The organism is Sodalis glossinidius str. 'morsitans' (assembly GCF_000010085.1).
In the GTDB taxonomy this organism is placed as follows: domain Bacteria; phylum Pseudomonadota; class Gammaproteobacteria; order Enterobacterales; family Enterobacteriaceae; genus Sodalis; species Sodalis glossinidius.
In genome coordinates, this window is sequence record NC_007712.1 from 1,401,082 (window position 1) to 1,419,653 (window position 18,572).

Genomic DNA, 18,572 nt, shown 5'->3' on the forward strand with positions numbered 1-18,572 from the left:
ACAGCCGCCCCTCGCGGCTGTTCTGCATGGCTCTCAGACATTTTCCTTCCGTTTTTCCGCTTTCAGAGGATAACAACCGTGGCCAGTGAATTTTCAGTCGGCGTCATTATTGGCGGCATTGTCGGGAGCAGCTTCCGCTCAGCCGTCAGTGGCACCCGACGCGCCCTAGATTCCCTGGGCGATACATCGCGCCGCCTGCAGGAACGCCAGAATGCCTTAACTCGTGCAACTGAACGTTATGGCCAGTTAGGCTCTTCCCGGATGCAGCGCCTCAACAGCGAACTGCTGCGGGTAAGCCGCACAATGGAGCAAATTGAACGCCAGCAGCGCCGTCTGTCAGCAGTATCAGCCACCAGTGACGCGCTGAAAGCTAACCGCATGGCGCTCTATGGCCAGGGAGCAGAGACTTATGGTATCGCCCGAACGCTGGGCGCACCGGTCATGGCCTCTGTCAAACAATATTCATCGTTTGAATCCCAGCTACGCGATATCAGTGTCACCGGTGATCTGGATTCAAGGCAGGAACAGGCCATCGGTACTGCCATTCGTCGGGCATCCCTGCAGGTCAATCAGCTCCAGGAATCTCTGTTGAGCGGCGTTGGTCAACTGGTTGCCGATGGCATGAATCCGCAGCAGGCAGCGACCTTTGCCGGGATGCTCGGTAAAGCGGCCACGGCCACCAAAGCAGATATGACTGACCTCGCAAAAATGACCTACGCCTTTAGCGATGCGCTGAAAATTACCGATGCCAAAGAGCTGGAGCAGGCGTTTGGGATTGCGGCAACCGGGGCCAAGCTAGGCTCGTTTGAGCTGAAGGATATGGCGAAAGCGTTACCCGGTATGGCCAAAGCCTTCGCTGCACGTGGTATTTACGGCAAAGACGCCATAACCCAGATCGTAGCCAGTCTGGAAGTGGGTAAAGGCAGCGGCTCAGCGGAAGAGGCCGTCACTAATATGTCAAACTGGCTGGCGGCAATGGGACGCGGAGATACCACGCAGAAATACGCTAAGGCTGGCGTGGATTACCAGGGATCAATGCAAAATTATGTAGCCCAGGGGTTCTCTCAATATGAAGCCTCCCTGATGATTGCCAACCGGTTTATCGACGGTAAAGGCAAGGCATTTGTGCAGCAATGGAAGGCGGCAGGCTCAAGAGGCGATCAGGAAGGCCAGCAGAAGCTGATGGAGTCCTTCGGACTGGCGGAAGTCTTTACCGATATCCAGACCGTGAACCATCTACTGTCTATGCGTCAGGGCTGGGATAAGTACCAATCTAACAAGCAGGAAATGAACACTCCCTCTGCAATGTCTACGCTGGACAAGGATGCAGCGAAACAAAATGATACGCTCGAAGGACGTTGGCGCAGAACGCAGATTGGGTTTAACGACTCGGCCATTAGCATCGGAGAATCATTACGTCCGGCGTTGATCCAGCTGGGGGAAACATTCATCCCCTTAATGAACAGCGTTGGAAAATGGATTGCGGCTAATCCGCAACTCGTGAGCGGCACAATTCAAGTGATTGGCGCATTACTTGCGTTCAAGATGGCAACCATCGGCCTCAAGCTCGGGCTGAATCTCCTTATTTCACCTTTCGTCAACGTCTGGAAAAATGCCGTGCTCCTGCGGGCCAACTGGCTTCGCCTGACACTCGCGCTGGGTGAAGGCGGCAAACTTCGCTGGCTGGTGACCGGCTTCAGCTCCGTCGCCAGAGGAGCCAGAACACTGGGTGGTGTGCTGTCAGGTGGGCTGGTTCGCGGCATTATGATCGCCGGGCGTGCCGTTCTCTGGATTGGGCGGGCATTGCTGATGAATCCCATTGGTCTTGCTATCACCGCCGTCGCGGCGGCGGCTTATCTTATTTATCGTAACTGGGGGGCTGTCAGCAGTTGGTTCAAACAGCGCTGGGCTGACATTAAAGAGGCTTTTAACGGCGGTATCGTGGGGATTGGTAAGCTGCTGATTAACTGGTCGCCGGTTGGTCTGCTCTATAAAGCCTTTGCGGCTGCGCTGAAATATCTCGGCGTTGATCTGCCCGCGAAGTTCACTGACTTCGGTGGCCATCTTATCGACGGGCTGATAAACGGCATCAAAAACAAATGGGAGTCGCTCAAAACCACCGTCACAGATATGGGTGACAGTGTCGGCGGCTGGTTCAAGGAAAAGCTGGGTATCCATTCGCCGAGCCGCGTGTTTATGGGCTTTGGTGACAACATCGCGCAGGGTGCCGCTATCGGCCTGCAGCGTACCACACCACTGGCAGCGCTCGCCGGACAACGCCTGGCAACAGAGATGACTCCCGATGTTCCCCGTATCCCGTCGCCGGAAATCATGGCAGCGGGATATTCAGGTCGTGGCGCAGTTGCAACTGGCGGCGGAACATCTGGCGGTATCCAGGTCAGCTTTAATCCTCAGTTTTTCCTCAATGGCAAAGAAACCGCAGCGCCTGCCGGACTGACCGGCGCACTGAATATGAGCCTGCATGAACTGGAGAAAATGCTGGAGCGTCTGCTGGCTCAGAAACAACGTCGGGGGTACGAATAATGTTTGCGGTACTGGGTGATATTGAGTTTGAACTGATTACCTACTGGGACGGCTTTGAGGCCACTTTCGGTGTCGATTATGCGGAACATGCCCGCATAGAGGGTAAGCCCGGCCTGCAGTTCGTCGGCGACAAGCTGGACGAAATCCAGATAAGCCTGGTCTTCCATCAGCATTATTGTGTGCCCGACGTGGAGCTGGCGAGACTGAGAACGGCCATGAAAGCCCATCAGGCGCTGGCACTGGTTTTCGGCAACGGTGACTATCGCGGCTGGTTTGTGATTACCGACGTGACCGCGACCAGCGAGCAGACCGACAGCACAGGCAACGTGCTGGCCGTCAATGCCACCGCATCTCTCCGGGAGTACATCGGCGACCCGAAGAACCCGCTACAGCCTCCTGCGATACGCACGCAGGTTCCCGGCGTCGGGGCGGTCTCCGGTGCCGTACCTTCTCCCTCCGGGGTGGCGCAGTACGTTCGCGACGGCGTCAACTATGCCAAACAGGCGCAGTCTGTTCTCCAGACCACCATCAGCGCCGTTCGGGTGGCGCAGAAAATGAAGGATAACCCCGCCGTCGCGCTGACCCGCGTGCCGGGGCTGATGAGCGGACTGGGCAACGTGTCCGGGGCGTTAGGCCAGAGCGTTCCGGCATTCAATGCGCTCTCTGAATCCATGCCTGATGCCATCAGTCTGGCCAGAGCCACCAGCGATGCGGCCACGTATGTACAACAGGCACAGTCTTCGCTGAGCGGCGTGGACGGCAGCAATATCGCGGCAGCGCTGGATGCCGTTTCCGGGCAGCTTAACTCCGCCAGCACCACCTTCACTCGTATGTCGCCGGGGTTAAGCACCATGGCAGCTAAAATTCTGGCGAGGAGTGTGTGATGTTTCTTGAACATGTTACCCGTGACGGAGAGCGCTGGGACTCTCTGGCATGGCAGTACTACGGCGACCCACTGGGCTATCCCCGGATAATTGCCGCCAATCCGCACGTGGCCATTACGCCGGTGCTGCCCTCCGGGCTGTTGTTACTGATCCCGGTTATCGAGGCTGAAGAAGCCACCACAGAAGAGGATATTGCCCCATGGCTGAGATAAACAGCACTGCACAGGTCGCATCAGCGTTAACCGGCGTCAGCGATGTTCTGAGTCCGGTGTTCACGCTGTGGTATCTGCAGAAGAACATCACCACCGATATCGCCCCCTATGTCACCCGCGTAACCTACAGCGATAACATCAAAAGCGAGTCCGATACCATTGAGGTGGAGCTGGACGACACCGATGGCCGCTGGCTGGATAAGTGGTATCCGGGCAAGGGTGACACGCTGACGCTGAAAATGGGTTATCAGGGCGAGAAGCTGCTGTCCTGTGGTACGTTCTCGATAGACGAGATCGAGGTGAGTTCGCCCGCGTCCGTTGTCGCTATCCGGGGCGTGGCCACGTCGGTCAACAACGCCCTGCGGACAAAATCCAGTCGTGGTTTCGAGAGCACCACGCTGGCGGCTATAGCCGGACGGATTGCCAAAAAGCATCAGCTGAAGCTGGTTGGCAGTATTGAGTCCATCAAAATTGACCGGGTGACCCAGTATGCTGAAACGGACGTGGGCTTCCTGCGTCGACTGGCCAGCGAGTATGGTTATGCCGTGAAAGTGGTCAGCGACCAGCTGATTTTCTCTCATCTGGCCACGCTGCGCGATCAGGAGCCGGTAAAACAGTTGAAGCCACAGGATGTGGCCAGCTTTTCCCTGCGTGACACCATCAACCGCGTCTACAAATCCGCAAAGGTAAAACACCAGAAGAGCAGCGATAAAAAGCTGATCGTCTACGAAGCTGATGGCGGTACCAGCGAAAGCGACAAACAAACCAAAGGCGGTAAGGTCACCAGTGCCGACTCACTGAAGGTCAACAGCCGCGTCAGTGATCCGGACAGCGCCCGGATTAAAGCAGATTCGGCGCTGGCCAGGCATAACGAATACCAGCAGAACGGCTCGCTGTCGCTGATGGGGACGCCTCAGTTGACTGCAGGCAACAAAATTGAACTGGTGGGTTTTGGTCAGTTATCCGGGCCATGGCTGATAACTACTGCCCGCCATGCGTTTGACCGTAACAGCGGCTACATCACCGAACTGGAAGTGGCACGAGGGCCGGTTACGCAGGGCAAAGCGAAGAAAGGTAAAAAGACCGGAAAAACCCAGACGCTGACCGTCTATAAACCGGACGGCAGCACGTCCACGGTAATAAAGGAGAAAAAATAATGGCAGGCGTCACCCGTCAGGTCGGTACGGTCAGCGCCGTCGATGCCGACAAGGTTCAGGCCCGCGTTCGTCTGCCTGAGTGCGATAACCTGCGCACTAACTGGCTTAACGTACTGCAGCGCAACACCCAGGATAACAAGGATTACTGGCTACCTGACGTGGGGGAGCAGGTTGAGGTGCTGCTCGATGCCAACGGCGAGGATGGTGTCATTCTGGGCGCGGTGTATTCAGACGTCGATAAGCCACCGTTCAGCGACAAAAACGTCCGGGGCACGAAATACGCGGATGGCGCAGAGTTCAGCTATAACCGCGCGACCCATACGCTGACGGTCAAAGGTGGTATCGAGCGCGTAGTAATCGAGGTTGCGGTAGGTATCAGCCTGAAGGGGAAAACCATTGATTTGACCGCTGACACCACCACGGTGAACGGCAACCTTGAAATCAACGGCAATGCCCACTCCACAGGCAGCATGCTCTCTGACGGCCAGAACTCCAATCATCACTCCCACTGACCTTCTTAAACGCCTTTAATATCGGCGTTCCCGCACAGGGGCAATACTGCCCCCATGAAAACAACTTCCGTATTCTGGCAACCGGCCCTGCAGGCCCCTGGCGAAATCGTCCGGGGGCTGGATGATATCTGGCAGGCCATTCAAATCATCCTGCGAACTCCTCGCGGCAGCGACCCGCATCGCCCGGAGTTCGGCAGCAACCTGCATCTTTATATCGACTGGCCCATCGACCGGGCTATCCCACATGTGGTGCGCGAGTCCGTTGATGCCATCCGGCGCTGGGAGCCTCGCTGCCAGCTTATGTCGGTTAAACCCGCCGTCGACGGTGAACATCTTACGCTCCGGGTGAGCTGGAAAGGCTCTGACGGACAGCCCCGGACTCAGGAGCTTTTATGGCGCTGACAGAACCCGATTTTATTGAACGCGATGCCGACAAAATCACGGCTGAAATGATTGCTCAGTACGAAGCCGCAACCGGCAAGACGCTGTACCCCGCCCAGGCTGAGCGCCTGTTGATTGACCTGTGGGCATACCGCGAAATGCTGGTCAGGGTAGCGGCGCAGGAAGCGGCCAAACAGAATCTGGTCGCCTTTGCCCGTGAGCCGATGATTGATTACCTCGGTGAACTGGTCGGTGTTTACCGCCTTGCCGCGCAGCCTGCCACCACCACTCTCCAGTTCTCCGTGGATGAGGCACTGGCCATTGATGTGCTGATTCCGGCAGGCACCCGCGTCAGCGCTTCCGACAGCATTATTTTTGCCACCGATACGGACGTGGTGCTGAAAGCCGGATTGCTTCTGGTCAATGCCACGGCCACCTGTACCGAACCGGGAGCCGCTGGCAATGGCTGGCAACCTGCGCAGGTCAGTCAGTTGCTCGATGAGATTGATAACGTCGACCTGCAGGTGACCAATCTGATGGCAAGTTCTGGCGGTTCAGAGCAGGAAGACAATGACAGGCTCCGCGAGCGTATCAAACTGGCCCCGGAGTCATTCACCAACGCCGGAAGCCGTATGGCATACCGCTTTCATGCCATGCAGGCCCATCCCAACATCGTCGACGTCGCTGTGCTCTCCCCGGTTCCCGGCACCGTAGAACTGTATCCGCTGCTCAGTACCGGCCTGCCGGAGGACAGCATCCTTACGCTGGTAGAGAGTTTCTGCTCGGACGAAAAAGTCAGGCCGCTCACTGACACCGTGCGGGCTAAAACACCTGTGCAGGTGGATTACGCCATTGAAGCCAACATCACTATCTATCGTGATCAGGATGCCAACTCGATAAAGGACAACGCCAACAGCGCCATACAGAACTGGGTGGCGTCCCGTACCGCCACGCTGGGGCGCGATATTGTCCCCAGTCAGATTATCAGCGTGCTGTCCGTTGCCGGAGTGTATCAGGTCGAACTGGTGACACCAGTGCTGAAGGTAGTGGCAGAAAACGAATGGGCAAACTGTACGGCGATCACTCTTAACATGACCGGGGTGTCCGATGGCTGAGCCGCTACAACTCCCGCCACCGCTTGAGGGTGATATCAGTCTCAGAACGCTGGGAAGACTCGCCGGGCGGCTGGATAACATCGACCTGAGCGTACTGATGGTCTATCTCGTCGATATTGTCGACAGTTCCGCGCTGCCATGGCTGGGCGAGCAGTTCTCACTGTTCGGCGATGGCTGGGAGCTGGCGGAATCTGACGATGTACGCCGCATGCTTATCAAATCCGCTATCGAGCTGCACCGCTACAAAGGGACGCCGTGGTCAATCAGGGAAATTATCCGCCGTTTCGGCTTCGGCGAAGTGGATCTGATTGAAGGCACTGGCCAGATTGGCTACGACGGCAAACACACTTACAACGGGCTTTTCGTTCATGGCGATGCGGAAGCCTGGGCGGTATATCGCGTCATCCTTCAACAGCCCATCACTAACGCTCAGGCGGCGCTGTTACGCCAGACGCTCGCTGCTTTTGCTCCGGCCCGCTGCCATCTGGCAAGCCTGGAGTATCAGTCTGTCGCCATTCGCTACAACAACACCGTCAACTATGACGGCAGCTATAACCACGGGAGCAGTTAATTATGGCAAACCTACCTGAAACCCCGCAGTGGGAAGAAGGCATCTACCAGATTGAGGTCTCTGACCCCGTTCTGGGTGGGCCTGACGGAATCTCTAACCGTCAGGGTAAACAACTGGCCAGCCGCACGCTGTACCTGAAGCAACAGGTTGAAAAAGGCGGTTCTGAACTTGCGAAACACATCGCGGCAGCAGACCCGCATACCCAGTACGCACCGAAAGCCAGCCCGACATTCACCGGCACGCCAACAGCGCCTACGCCTGCAAATAGTGATAACAGCAAGAAGCTGGCGACGACAGAGTTTGTGGCCAAAGCACTTGCGGCGCTTGCTGGCAGCGCTCCTGAGACGCTGGATACGCTCAAAGAGCTGGCTGATGCCCTCGGCAACGATCCGAATTTTGCGACCACGGTGTTGAACAAGCTGGCGGAAAAGCTGGCCAAAGACCAGCACGGCGCAGATATTCCTGACCCGGCGCTCTTTGTCAAAAACCTTGGTTTAGGAGATGGTAGCTATGTGGGTCGATTGATTGGTTCGCCAAAGGTGTTTAAATCGTCAGGGACATACACACCAACCAAAGGAACAAAGTACGCGATTGCTGAGGTTCAAGGAGCTGGTGGAGGAGGCGGTAATGCTACCGGGAACACAACAACATCGGCATTTGGTACATCGGGAGGGGCTGGGGCATACGCGCTATCGTTTTTCGCCATTACATCAGGCACAGCATCCATTGTTGTTGGGGCTGGAGGTGTTCCATCAGGTAATGGGGGAACATCATCATTTAGTGGCTTTAACAATACGATCATAGCTGCAGGTGGGAATGGTGGCACCAATAACATTGGTAGCGGAGGAATGACATCAAACGTTCACGCCAGAGGTTCTGACGGAGGAACCGCATCGGGAGGAACGATTATTAATGGTAAAGGCGGCGCGGGAGGTGCGTCATTTATTTTGTCTGGCACACCCTCTAGTGGTATAGGAGGGGATTCTCACTTCTCCGGAGGCGCTTTCGGCGCGGGTGCTCAAGGTGGCGCAGGTCGGAATGCTATATTGGGCGCTGGCGGTTCCGGTGCAACCGTTTTTATGGCAAATACTACCTACAACGGCGGTTCTGGCGGTGATGGCATTGTTATCATCTGGGAGTATGCATAATGTCTAAATATGCTTTGGTTAAGAAAGGTTTTGTGGAAAATGTGGTTGAGTGGGATGGGAAAGGCGATCTGTTCCCTGAATTTGTTTGTGTGAATGTTGACGCCATAACTACAGGCCCAGGGTGGTCGTATGATGGGAAAAAGTTCACCCCACCTCCCGAACCAGATAAGACGCACGAACAATGGGTAGTAGAAGCTAACCAGCATAGAAATGCGCTGTTAGCGCAAGCTGATGACGTTACTGCTTACTGGAGAGCAGAACTCGCTCTTGGCATTATCACCGATGAAGACAAAGCCAGTTTGATACTCTGGCTGACCTATATTAAAAAATTACAAGCTGTTGATACCAGCACTGCGCCAGAGATGAATTGGCCTACGCCTCCGGCTGAAAGGGCCAGTTAATCTCACGGTGGATGTTTATAGGAAGTAGAACACACTAATATTGTAATTCTTTTGCACATATTGAAACGCCGCAGCGATACCATTTATCTCACGGAAATGGGCGCATTTATCGCGCGGCGCATCATCGCACACCATGACGGCTTTAGCATGCAACTGTAGGCAAGTGATGGTCCACATATGATTGACATTACCTTCTACAGCCGCCTGCAGTGCGTGGGCCTTATTGTGCCCTATCACCAGAATCATCACCTCTTCTGCGTCAAGCAGCGTACCGACGCCCACCGTCAGAGCGTAGCGGGGTACCTGCTCGATATCATTGTTAAAGAAGCGTGAATTGGCCCGACGGGTATCCTGGGTCAGGGTTTTGATGCGGGTGCGCGAGGCCAAAGATGAACCCGGTTCATTAAAAGCGATGTGGCCGTCGTTGCCGACACCGCCCATGAACAGGTGAGTTTTGCCGTAAGATTTGATCTTCTCCTCATAACGGCGACATTCAGCATCAATATCCGGGGCATTGCCGTTAAGGAGGTTGATGTTTTCCCGTGGAATGTCGATATAATTAAAAAAGTTATTAAACATGAATGAATGGTAGCTTTCGGGATGTTCGGCGGGTAAGCCGACATATTCATCCATGTTGAACGTCACCACATGCTTAAAGCTGACCTGGCCCGCTTTATGCAATTCAATCAGGCTTTTATAGGCTTCCAGCGGCGTGCTGCCGGTGGGCAGACCGAGAATGAACGGGCGGTCGGCGCTGGGGGTGAAGGCGTTGATACGGTTGACGATATGACGGGCGGCCCACTGACCAACCTGAGCGGCGGTGTTTAATGGAATCAGTCTCATGTTTGTCCTCGTAATATGTTGCAGTGCAGTGTTTGACCGGGGAGTATAACCGCTGGGCGTCCACGCTGGAATCCGACGTGTTGTCCCCCCCTTAGGGGCAACTGCGGGTTGATTTTTTTTATTGCAAAATAAGTTTGCCTTAAATACTAGAGTAAGTCACAAAATAGAGCGATTCAAGATGAAATTTTGTTAAGAAAACCGTTATTATTTTGCGATGAGAATTAAATCTTTCGTCGGCGGGCCGTTGCGCTGCTGACGATGGCAACGACAAAGGCGGCAGTGCCAGCAGACCGGCCGCCAATAAAAGTCATGCTAATAGGGGAAACAAGGTGAATATACTCAGTTATCTGCAGAAAATAGGCCGGGCGCTGATGGTCCCGGTGGCGACACTGCCTGCCGCCGCTATCCTGATGGGGGTGGGCTATTGGATCGATCCGGTTGGCTGGGGGGGCAGCAATGCACTGGCAGCCTTTTTCATCAAATCCGGATCGGCGATTATTGAAAATATGTCGGTGCTGTTTGCCATCGGCGTTGCCTATGGTATGTCGAAAGATAAAGACGGCGCCGCGGCGCTTACCGGCTTCGTCGGTTTCCTGGTGGTGACGACACTGTGCGCGCCGGCCTCGGTGGCAATGATACAGAAAATCCCCGTGGATCAAGTGCCGGCGGCATTCGGCAAAATCAATAACCAGTTCGTCGGCATCCTGGTGGGGATTATTTCCGCCGAACTTTATAACCGATTTAGCCATGTCGAGCTCACCAAGGCGCTGTCGTTTTTCAGCGGACGCCGACTAGTGCCGATTCTGGTTTCCTTCGTGATGATTTTCATCGCCTTTATTCTGATGTATATCTGGCCGGTGATCTTCAACGCGCTGGTGGCGTTCGGTGAACACATCCAGCAGCTCGGCTCGGTGGGCGCGGGTATTTATGCCTTCTTTAACCGCTTACTGATCCCGGTCGGTCTGCACCACGCCTTGAATTCGGTCTTCTGGTTCGATGTCGCCGGCATTAACGATATTCCCAAATTCCTCGGTGGCCAGCAGTCCATTGAAGCCGGTACCGGTATCGTCGGTATCACCGGCCGTTATCAGGCGGGCTTCTTCCCGATCATGATGTTTGGCTTGCCCGGTGCGGCGCTGGCGATTTACCATTGCGCCCGCCCCGAAAACCGCAGTAAGATCGCTGGGATCATGCTTGCCGCGGCCTTCGCCTCGTTTTTTACCGGCATCACCGAACCGCTGGAATTCTCCTTTATGTTCGTGGCGCCGGTGTTGTATTTCCTGCACGCGATATTGACCGGCCTGTCGGTCTTTATTGCCGCCAGTATGCATTGGATTGCCGGCTTTGGCTTTAGCGCCGGGCTGGTGGATATGGTGCTCTCAAGCCGAAACCCGCTGGCGGTGCATTGGTATATGCTGATCCCGCAAGGGCTGGTGTTCTTCGTTCTGTATTATCTGGTATTCCGTTTCACCATCCGACGCTTTAATTTGCTCACCCCGGGCCGCGAATTGCAAATGGCCGGCGATGAAACCGATGGCTACGATGTGAATATCGATGCCGGCGGCGAAGGTGATGAGACGCAAAAACTGGCGCGTCGGTATATCAGCGTCATCGGTGGCTCGGACAATCTGACTGGTATTGATGCCTGTATTACCCGTCTGCGCCTGAGCGTAAAAGACACGTCGCTGGTCAATGACGCCGTGGCGAAAAACCTCGGCGCCCAAGGTGTGATCCGTCTGAATAAAGAAAGTCTGCAAATCATTGTCGGCACCCGCGCGGAAATTATTGCCAGCGCGATGCGTACTGTATTGGCCAACGGACCGGTCAGCCCGGCGCGCGCGGTATCCCCGACGCCGGTCGCGACTCCTGCACCGCGCGTAGAAACGCCTTCTGCCGGGAAACCGGTAGTGGTTTCGCTCATCTCGCCGATGACCGGTGACGTCGTGCTGCTGGAGCAGGTGCCGGATGAAGCTTTCGCCACCCGCGCCGTGGGAGAGGGTATCGCCATCCGTCCCACCGATAAACTGGTGTTGTCGCCGGCGAACGGTACGCTGGTCAAAGTCTTCAATACCCATCATGCTTTCTGCCTGGAAACCGATGGCGGCGCTGAAGTGGTAGTGCATATCGGTATCGATACCGTGGCCCTCAATGGACAAGGCTTTACCTGCCTGGTGGAAGAGGGCAGTAAGGTGACGCAAGGGCAGCCCATCCTGGAGCTGGATTTGGCCTACCTGAATGCCAACGCGCGTTCGATGATTAGCCCGGTGGTCGTGAGCAATATGGAGGAGTTCGGTGCGCTGACTCCCACCGCCAACACGACCGTGGTAGCAGGGCAAAGCCGGCTTTTGGACCTCACCGACAAATAAATCGCTTCTCCTTTTGCGCCGCGCGGTGAGACGCCCACAGCTGCGGCATACGCCGTAATGTTGTACTAAAAACGCCCGTGCTGCCGTAAGGGGCCGGGCGTTGCTTTTTCTGCTGTTATTCTTGCCGCGCCGGGGGAGGATCCCGATGCGGCAAGGCCCTGACCCGATGCCGCGTCCCGTTACCCCTCGTCACTTCGCTAACGCCGCCCTGCGGCGCCGGAATGGAGAATTTCTTTAACAAACGGTTGTGTCCTGGCGTGGCATGTTGGAACATAAGCGTAATGAATGAATGTCGTGCTGTTGTGTAGAGGAATATCAACATGAGTGAGGCTGAAGCCCGCCCAACAAATTTTATTCGTCAAATCATTGACGACGATCTGGCCTCGGGGAAGCATACATCGGTGCACACCCGATTTCCGCCGGAGCCAAATGGCTATTTGCATATCGGCCATGCCAAATCTATCTACCTCAATTTTGGCATCGCCCAGGATTATCAGGGCCAATGTAACCTGCGTTTCGACGATACCAATCCGGTTAAAGAAGACATGGAATATGTCGACTCTATCAAGCACGACGTGCAGTGGCTGGGTTTTAACTGGAGCGGTGACATTCACTACTCTTCCGATTATTTCGACAAGCTGCATGACTACGCGCTTGAGCTTATCGACAAAGGGCTGGCCTATGTCGACCAGCTATCGCCGGATCAAATCCGCGATTATCGCGGCACCCTCACGCGCCCGGGTAAAAACAGCCCTTATCGTGATCGGAGCGTGGAAGAAAACCGGGCGTTATTCGCCAGCATGCGCCAGGGCGAATTTGCGGAAGGCAGCGCCTGCCTGCGTGCAAAGATCGACATGGCCTCGCCGTTTATGGTGATGCGCGACCCGGTGCTGTACCGCATCAAATTCGCCGATCACCATCAGACCGGCAGCAAGTGGTGCATCTATCCGATGTATGACTTTACCCACTGCATCTCCGATGCGTTGGAAGGCATTACCCATTCGCTTTGCACGCTGGAGTTTCAGGATAACCGCCGGCTGTATGATTGGGTGCTGGATAACATTACGATCAATGTGCATCCCCGGCAGTATGAATTCTCCCGGCTTAATCTCGAATACGCCATTATGTCCAAGCGCAAGCTGAATCTTCTGGTCACGGAGAAAATTGTCGAGGGCTGGGACGATCCGCGCATGCCGACCATTTCCGGTCTGCGCCGCCGCGGCTATACGGCGGCCTCGATTCGTGAATTCTGCCGCCGTATCGGCGTGACGAAGCAGGATAACAATGTTGAGATGGCCGCGCTGGAAGCCTGCATCCGCGAAGATCTGAACGATCGAGCGCCGCGCGCCATGGCGGTGATTGACCCCGTGCGAGTGGTCATCGAAAGTCTCCCTATGGGGTATGAACAGGATATCGCGATGCCAAACCATCCCAACAGGCCGGAGATGGGGACCCGTCAGGTGGCGTTCAGCCGCGAAATTTATATCGATCGTGCTGACTTCCGCGAAGAAGCCAACAAGCAGTACAAGCGGCTGGTATTGGGCAAGGAAGTGCGCCTGCGCAATGCGTTTGTGATCAAGGCTGAACACGTGGAAAAAGACCCTCAGGGGCAAATCACCACGATTTTTTGCCGTCACGATCCCGACACCCTGAGTAAAGACCCCGCGGACGGGCGTAAGGTGAAAGGTGTAATCCACTGGGTATCGGCCAACCGTAGCCTTGCCGCGGAGTTCCGTCTGTATGACCGGTTATTCAGCGAAGCTAACCCGGCGGCTGCGGAGGATTTTCTCTCCACGCTGAATCCCGATTCGCTGGTTATCCGTCAGGGCTTTGTCGAAGCCGGCGTGCCGGCAGCCAATACGGGCGAACCCTTTCAGTTTGAGCGCGAAGGCTATTTCTGCGCCGACAGTCGCTACTTCAGCCCCACTCATCCGGTGTTTAACCGCACCGTGGGACTGCGCGATACCTGGGCTCAGAGAGCCGCAATGTAACTTTTTCCTGTCCTGTGCCTTTTTCGCTCAGGCGCAGGGCGGGGCCATCGCCCCGTGTTCTCTTCATCCCGCCGGCGAAAACGCCGGCTGCGACCGCCTCGATTCCCCTATTCTTGACCGCATGCGAAGACAGACTTTTCATGCCGGGTCCTGTGCGTGTCGGGCTGCCGTTTTAATCACTTTTACCCTAATTCAGGCCGCATAATGTTGATCGCTGCCGCTTACAGCACATTATTGCTTCTGCCCGTTTTTTATCGCCGCCGCCAACTCATTGAGATTCTTTAATTCAAGGGCCAGCGGTTGGTTGCGTAGGCGCACCTGATAATGGTCGGGACTGTCGCACCAGATAAAGATTTTATCTAACTCATCGGACGGCGGCGCTACTTTACAGACGATGGCCTTATCCCTCACCCGTAGCTTAACGCGGGCTGACAATACCTCAAACGCCGTATGCTTTTTTCTCTCGGCGCCGAAATCGTAGCAGGAGAACACCACCTCTTGTGCTGCCTTGGAGACGACGGGACCCGTTGACGATAGACTTTGCAGCGAAGCATAAACTGTTTTTCCATAGGGGACGAAGGCGCAATCCGTAGATTGAAACCTGGGCAAACTTGCCAGATCAATTTTTGCGTAAACGGGAAGCGCCGACACCAGTTTGCGTGCCCCCTGCCGGCAAAGGCACAGGTTTGGGCGGTCGTGGCGGGGTCTGCGTAGTCACAGTTTCGCCGCTATGGCGTGGGCGCGCTTGCACCAGAGACGGTGTGAGCGGCAGCGCGCGCTGGTGTTCGCCGGGCTTGGCGTCTTCTCGCGGGCTGCGCGAGGGCCGCGGCGGTGAGGTCGGTTTCGCGGCTTTTCGGCCGGAATTGATAGCGTCCTGTTGCGGGCCGAGGCGGTGAGGATCTCTCTATTGTGGCGGGGCTGAGCCATTTTGCCTGTCTTACGCTGAGGTGTCGGACCTAAACGACGTTGGCACGGCTGGAAGCGCTTCCGTTGCGTCCACGGAGGCTCGCGGCGGGAGGTTATCTTGCAGGATAGGTTTAATCATTGTGACACCTGTAAGTTGATTTATGCCGAGAGAAAAAGCGTTACCGGTTTCAGCTTAAGGCTGGAGTTAGCGGCACACGCGGCGGAGGGTTACCTGCACCGTAATGTGTTTCTGGCGCAGGAGCGGACTAAGAATTGTGAATAGTGATCGACCTATAAACCCACTGCTCGATAGATTAGGAAGTAACTTTCCCTATCGGAATCAGGTGAAAGGCTGATTCAAAATGAAGGAATGACGCAGAAGTGAAAGGCCGGGGGTGGCAAAGCGTTAAGGTGTCAAAGAAGGAAAAGAGGCAGGGAGGTAAGAATGCAAATGAGGCAAATGACGAAAGGATTCAGGAGTGTGAGAGTGAGGCGGTAAGGTTGACTCAGGCAGTTACAGCCTCAACAAATAAAAAAACCGCCGGCGGCGGTTTCTCTTTGTTCGCTCGTGATCTGACGGCCCAGGTGTTGGCGGTCAGAATTTTACGACGTGCGGATCATCTATATCATGCAGGGTTTCATCTTCACGGCAGTCGCCCTCTGCGCAATGGCCATAAATATAGAGACTGTGGTTGGTCAGTTTGATATTGTGCTTTTTCGCGATATCACGCTGGCGCGCTTCAATAAACTCATCGCGAAATTCGATGACCTTGCCGCAATCCAGGCAAATAAGGTGATCGTGATGATGCTGTTGGGTGAGCTCGAAAACCGATTTGCCGCCCTCAAAATTGTGGCGGGTGACAATACCGGCATCATCGAACTGGTTGAGTACGCGGTAAACGGTGGCCAGCCCGATTTCCTCACCCATATCGATAAGCTTTTTATACAGATCTTCCGCACTGACGTGGTGGCATTCCGGGTCTTGCAACACTTCCAGGATCTTGAGCCTGGGAAGGGTCACTTTCAGGCCGGCCTTCTTTAAGGCGATGTTATTGTCAGTCATGCGGGTTTGGTCCTGTTACTTGATAATCAAGCTATAAGCTAACACAGCCTATAACAATCGTCGGCCCGAAAAATGGTTCACTGTCTCATCATAGAACTCGCGGTCACAAATGAAAAAGAGACTCATTTTCATTATAGCCTACTCAGCGAGTAAGAACTATGTTACCTCTTTAGGTTCAAAAAATCACACAAAGTGTGGTACCATTGTACTGTTTTGGCGGAAAAAGTTACAAAATTGTAGCTATCAATTTGAAAGGAATTATTTATTAAGCCTAAAAACGGCAACCTGCCGTCCGGAGAGGCCGGACGGCGGCAAGGCGATTAGCCCAGATTCATCTCTGCGCTGATTTGTTTAACCCAGCCATTGACGCGCTCGGCGGTCAACCCTGGCTGCCGGTCTTCATCAATGGCCAGACCAATAAAGTGATCGTCGTCGGCAAGTCCTTTCGACGCCTCGAAATGATAGCCGGCGGTAGGCCAGTAGCCAACCAGCGTAGAGCCGTTAGGTTCTATAATATCCCGCAGGGTGCCCATCGCGTCGCAGAAATACTCCGCGTAGTCCTCCTGATCGCCACAGCCGAACAGCGCAACAATCTTGCCGTTAAAATCGACTTCTTCCAGCGTGGGGAAAAAATCATCCCAGTCGCACTGCGCTTCGCCGTAATACCAGGTCGGGATACCCAACAGCAGACGGTCGTACTGTTCCAGATCTTCTTTGCTGCTTTTGGCGATGTCAAAAACATCAGCAACATCGGTACCCAGTTGCTTCTGGATCATCTTGGCAATATTTTCGGTATTGCCGGTGTCACTGCCAAAAAAAATGCCTACACTCGCCATGAATATTAAAACCTCATAAATATTAAGGATATGCTCAATCGTCAACCTTAAGCTGATACGGGCAATAATAGCAGACCATCATCTAAGGAGATACCTGCCGGCGGGGGGTTTTTGCGTCAAATCCTCCCTGTGCGGTAAACGCGCCCGCTGCGCCGAGAGGGTCGACAGCAATTGCACGCAGGCAGGATGTCTATCCCGCTGCCGGCGGCTGCCCGGCAGGGCGCTTTGCCCGCAAGCGATGACGCCCAGGAGGGGTAATGCCTGTCAAGCATTCAACCGCTGGCCGGCAGTGTGTCCGTCCCGCCTTCAGCCGGCAGGCGCTCAAGCTCCGCCAGCAGGATAAGTTCGATAAGCTCACTGCGGGACATCGCCCGCTGGTCGGCCAATCTGTTCAGCGCATATACCGCCTGCGCATTAATTTTTAACTCCACCCGGCGCAGCCCGCGCACTTTATCGCGCCGCAGCTGGTTGCGCTTGTTGATTTTGAGCTGTTCATCCCTTGAAAGGGGGCTGGTTTTCGGCCGTCCCGGACGACGTTCATCCGTAAATAAATCCAGCGTGGTGCGGTCCGTTTGTTCTTTTGCCATAAGTTGATGAAGGGATATGCAACCGTAAGCGGCAGGGTCGCCGGCGGGTGGCCTGAGCCCTGGCCGGCGTCTTCCGAGCGTTATCTTTACCGGTCCCTGGAGGCAGCCGGCATCCAAAAACCCGTCATCTTACCCTAGCGACGCGGGCGGCGACAATGGCTAACTGCCTCTGCCGGCTTAACTCTCCGCCAGAAAACGCGCGACGGCGCGCAGTACCGCCTCGGGCTTTTCGGCATGCACCCAATGGCCAGCGCCGGCCACCACGTGAGCGCGAGCGTGGGAAATTGCTGACGAATCTGGTCGCGGTAGCGGTCATCCAGATAAGGGGAATTGCCGTCGCGGATAAACAGCACCGGCCCGGGCCAGGGCGCCTGGGTCCGCCAGCCGATAATGTCGGCGTAATTGTGCGCAATGCTTTTAACATCGAAACGCCAGTGGCCTTGATGAAACGATTTTAGTAGAAACTGCACGGTGCTGGCGTCGTCGATATCCTGCTCCATCAGCCGCGCCGCCTCGCTGCGCTGGGTGACCCCGGCGTTGCTGACGCGCGCCAGGGCCGTGAAAATGGCGTCATGGCTGCGGACCTCATAAGCGACGGGCGCCATGTCGATAACCACCGCCCGCGCGATGCGTCCCGGCGCCTGCGCGCGCAGCGTCATTGCCACTTTGCCCCCCATGGAATGACCGATGACGATGCAGCGCTCAATAAGTAGAGCGTCCAGCAATGCCATCACATCCTGCTCCATTTCGTCATAACGCATGGTGGGCGCATGGGGGGACAGGCCGTGATTGCGTAAATCGATTTGCAGCGTGCGATGGTTCTCGCCAAGGGGACGGGCCAGCCCGCCGAGATTATCCAGACTGCCGAATAGGCCGTGGATAAACACCACCGGCAGGCCCTGTTCCGGCTGATGCGCCGCTTGCAGCCGATAGTTCAATTTCATAGCGCTCCTTTTGCTGTAAAGAAAAGTAGTAGCCTATCATGAGTTTAGTGTTGCAGAGGCCGCGGCGGGGAAAAATCGACGCTTGCGCGGGCGGGACGAGGGGCCGGGCAG

17 protein-coding genes and 1 pseudogene are annotated in these 18,572 nt (G+C 55.4%); 12 read left to right on the forward strand and 6 right to left on the reverse strand.

Annotated features, from left to right (window positions below; all coding sequences use genetic code 11):
* Positions 1-78 precede the first annotated feature (78 nt).
* Genes SGP1_RS07370 through SGP1_RS07415 form a run of 10 tightly spaced genes read left to right on the forward strand, consistent with a single transcriptional unit; the run spans position 79 to position 8,925 of the window.
* A complete protein-coding gene (locus tag SGP1_RS07370) occupies positions 79-2,544 on the forward strand; it encodes a phage tail tape measure protein (RefSeq protein ID WP_011410691.1) in 2,466 nt (821 codons plus the stop codon).
* Positions 2,544-3,428, forward strand: coding sequence for a phage tail protein (locus tag SGP1_RS07375; RefSeq protein ID WP_000458380.1), 885 nt, complete (start codon positions 2,544-2,546; stop codon positions 3,426-3,428). Before SGP1_RS07370 ends, SGP1_RS07375 begins: the two co-directional genes overlap by 1 nt.
* Positions 3,428-3,640, forward strand: a complete 213-nt coding sequence (locus SGP1_RS07380) for a tail protein X (protein ID WP_000478225.1) — start codon at positions 3,428-3,430, stop codon at positions 3,638-3,640. Before SGP1_RS07375 ends, SGP1_RS07380 begins: the two co-directional genes overlap by 1 nt.
* On the forward strand, positions 3,628-4,797 hold the full coding sequence (locus SGP1_RS07385) for a phage late control D family protein (RefSeq protein WP_000808003.1): 1,170 nt from the start codon (positions 3,628-3,630) through the stop codon (positions 4,795-4,797). The genes SGP1_RS07380 and SGP1_RS07385 overlap by 13 nt, the downstream gene beginning before the upstream one ends.
* Positions 4,797-5,309 carry a phage baseplate assembly protein V gene (locus tag SGP1_RS07390; RefSeq protein ID WP_000929399.1) on the forward strand — a complete coding sequence of 171 codons (513 nt, stop codon included), beginning with the start codon at positions 4,797-4,799 and terminating at the stop codon, positions 5,307-5,309. The genes SGP1_RS07385 and SGP1_RS07390 overlap by 1 nt, the downstream gene beginning before the upstream one ends.
* A 54-nt stretch (positions 5,310-5,363) precedes the next feature.
* A complete protein-coding gene (locus SGP1_RS07395; protein WP_000859115.1) occupies positions 5,364-5,711 on the forward strand; it encodes a GPW/gp25 family protein in 348 nt (115 codons plus the stop codon).
* A complete protein-coding gene (locus SGP1_RS07400) occupies positions 5,702-6,805 on the forward strand; it encodes a baseplate assembly protein (protein ID WP_001569394.1) in 1,104 nt (367 codons plus the stop codon). The genes SGP1_RS07395 and SGP1_RS07400 overlap by 10 nt, the downstream gene beginning before the upstream one ends.
* Positions 6,798-7,376, forward strand: coding sequence for a phage tail protein I (locus tag SGP1_RS07405; protein WP_011410693.1), 579 nt, complete (start codon positions 6,798-6,800; stop codon positions 7,374-7,376). Before SGP1_RS07400 ends, SGP1_RS07405 begins: the two co-directional genes overlap by 8 nt.
* A gap of 2 nt (positions 7,377-7,378) precedes the next feature.
* Positions 7,379-8,524, forward strand: coding sequence for a hypothetical protein (locus tag SGP1_RS35610; protein WP_011410694.1), 1,146 nt, complete (start codon positions 7,379-7,381; stop codon positions 8,522-8,524).
* Positions 8,524-8,925: a tail fiber assembly protein gene (locus tag SGP1_RS07415; protein WP_041866745.1), complete on the forward strand. Its 402-nt coding sequence runs from the start codon at positions 8,524-8,526 to the stop codon at positions 8,923-8,925. Before SGP1_RS35610 ends, SGP1_RS07415 begins: the two co-directional genes overlap by 1 nt.
* A gap of 15 nt (positions 8,926-8,940) precedes the next feature.
* Here the strand turns inward: SGP1_RS07415 and nagB are convergent, their stop codons facing one another.
* Positions 8,941-9,768, reverse strand: coding sequence for a glucosamine-6-phosphate deaminase (nagB, locus tag SGP1_RS07420; protein WP_011410695.1), 828 nt, complete (start codon positions 9,766-9,768; stop codon positions 8,941-8,943).
* Positions 9,769-10,097: 329 nt separating this feature from the next.
* Here nagB and nagE point away from each other — a divergent pair, with 329 nt between their 5' ends.
* On the forward strand, positions 10,098-12,134 hold the full coding sequence (gene nagE / locus SGP1_RS07425; protein WP_011410696.1) for an N-acetylglucosamine-specific PTS transporter subunit IIBC: 2,037 nt from the start codon (positions 10,098-10,100) through the stop codon (positions 12,132-12,134).
* 320 nt (positions 12,135-12,454) lie between these two features.
* A complete protein-coding gene (gene glnS, locus SGP1_RS07430; protein WP_011410697.1) occupies positions 12,455-14,125 on the forward strand; it encodes a glutamine--tRNA ligase in 1,671 nt (556 codons plus the stop codon).
* 231 nt (positions 14,126-14,356) lie between these two features.
* Here the strand turns inward: glnS and SGP1_RS07435 are convergent, their stop codons facing one another.
* The 5 genes and pseudogenes from SGP1_RS07435 to SGP1_RS07455 all read right to left on the reverse strand — a co-directional run bounded on the left by SGP1_RS07435 (position 14,357) and on the right by SGP1_RS07455 (position 18,461).
* Positions 14,357-14,776 carry a hypothetical protein gene (locus tag SGP1_RS07435; protein WP_158302353.1) on the reverse strand — a complete coding sequence of 140 codons (420 nt, stop codon included), beginning with the start codon at positions 14,774-14,776 and terminating at the stop codon, positions 14,357-14,359.
* A gap of 850 nt (positions 14,777-15,626) precedes the next feature.
* Positions 15,627-16,094, reverse strand: a complete 468-nt coding sequence (gene fur, locus SGP1_RS07440) for a ferric iron uptake transcriptional regulator (protein WP_011410698.1) — start codon at positions 16,092-16,094, stop codon at positions 15,627-15,629.
* 320 nt (positions 16,095-16,414) lie between these two features.
* Positions 16,415-16,930 (reverse strand): flavodoxin FldA, encoded by a 516-nt coding sequence (gene fldA / locus SGP1_RS07445; RefSeq protein WP_011410699.1) that lies wholly within the window; start codon positions 16,928-16,930, stop codon positions 16,415-16,417.
* Positions 16,931-17,202: 272 nt separating this feature from the next.
* Positions 17,203-17,517, reverse strand: coding sequence for a LexA regulated protein (gene ybfE / locus SGP1_RS07450; RefSeq protein ID WP_011410700.1), 315 nt, complete (start codon positions 17,515-17,517; stop codon positions 17,203-17,205).
* Positions 17,518-17,694: 177 nt separating this feature from the next.
* Positions 17,695-18,461 (reverse strand): annotated as a pseudogene (locus SGP1_RS07455) (alpha/beta fold hydrolase).
* Positions 18,462-18,572: the final 111 nt, after the last annotated feature.

Bases quoted from the DNA above. Each gene is read 5' to 3' on its own strand.
- SGP1_RS07375 (WP_000458380.1), top strand. From the start codon at position 2,544: ATGTTTGCGGTACTGGGTGATATTGAGTTTGAACTGATTACCTACTGG.
- SGP1_RS07380 (WP_000478225.1), top strand. From the start codon at position 3,428: ATGTTTCTTGAACATGTTACCCGTGACGGAGAGCGCTGGGACTCTCTG.
- SGP1_RS07385 (WP_000808003.1), top strand. From the start codon at position 3,628: ATGGCTGAGATAAACAGCACTGCACAGGTCGCATCAGCGTTAACCGGC.
- SGP1_RS07390 (WP_000929399.1), top strand. From the start codon at position 4,797: ATGGCAGGCGTCACCCGTCAGGTCGGTACGGTCAGCGCCGTCGATGCC.
- SGP1_RS07395 (WP_000859115.1), top strand. From the start codon at position 5,364: ATGAAAACAACTTCCGTATTCTGGCAACCGGCCCTGCAGGCCCCTGGC.
- SGP1_RS07400 (WP_001569394.1), top strand. From the start codon at position 5,702: ATGGCGCTGACAGAACCCGATTTTATTGAACGCGATGCCGACAAAATC.
- SGP1_RS07405 (WP_011410693.1), top strand. From the start codon at position 6,798: ATGGCTGAGCCGCTACAACTCCCGCCACCGCTTGAGGGTGATATCAGT.
- SGP1_RS35610 (WP_011410694.1), top strand. From the start codon at position 7,379: ATGGCAAACCTACCTGAAACCCCGCAGTGGGAAGAAGGCATCTACCAG.
- SGP1_RS07415 (WP_041866745.1), top strand. From the start codon at position 8,524: ATGTCTAAATATGCTTTGGTTAAGAAAGGTTTTGTGGAAAATGTGGTT.
- nagB (WP_011410695.1), bottom strand. From the start codon at position 9,768: ATGAGACTGATTCCATTAAACACCGCCGCTCAGGTTGGTCAGTGGGCC.
- glnS (WP_011410697.1), top strand. From the start codon at position 12,455: ATGAGTGAGGCTGAAGCCCGCCCAACAAATTTTATTCGTCAAATCATT.
- fur (WP_011410698.1), bottom strand. From the start codon at position 16,094: ATGACTGACAATAACATCGCCTTAAAGAAGGCCGGCCTGAAAGTGACC.
- fldA (WP_011410699.1), bottom strand. From the start codon at position 16,930: ATGGCGAGTGTAGGCATTTTTTTTGGCAGTGACACCGGCAATACCGAA.
- ybfE (WP_011410700.1), bottom strand. From the start codon at position 17,517: ATGGCAAAAGAACAAACGGACCGCACCACGCTGGATTTATTTACGGAT.